The sequence below is a fragment of the Xylophilus sp. ASV27 genome (assembly GCF_016428875.1).
GTDB lineage: Bacteria > Pseudomonadota > Gammaproteobacteria > Burkholderiales > Burkholderiaceae_C > Xylophilus.
This window is the reverse complement of record NZ_JAELTO010000434.1, coordinates 1-255: the sequence shown is the minus strand read 5'-3', so window position 1 is coordinate 255 and position 255 is coordinate 1. Positions and strand designations below refer to the sequence as shown.

At 73.3% G+C, this 255-nt stretch carries 1 protein-coding gene; it reads left to right on the top strand.

Going from position 1 to position 255, the window contains the following annotated elements:
* The coding region (locus tag JHD63_RS25315) for a HAMP domain-containing protein (RefSeq protein WP_198973211.1) at window positions 1-255 on the top strand (255 nt) is incomplete at both ends.

Sequence of the window (255 nt, the reverse complement as noted above, 5' to 3'; positions counted from 1 at the left end):
CGCTGGCGCGCTCGGTGGACCTGGCCCATGCCATCTCCGCCGGCGACCTGACGCAGCAGATCGTCAGCACCCGGCGCGACGAGTTCGGCGAGCTGCAGCGCGCCCTCGGCCAGATGAACGCCTTCCTGGGCCAGGTGGTGGGCGGCGTGCGCGGCGCCACCGACAGCGTGGCGACCGCCTCGCAGGAGATCGCCGCCGGCAACCAGGACCTGAGCATCCGCACCGAGCAGACCGCCAGCAGCCTGGAGCAGACCG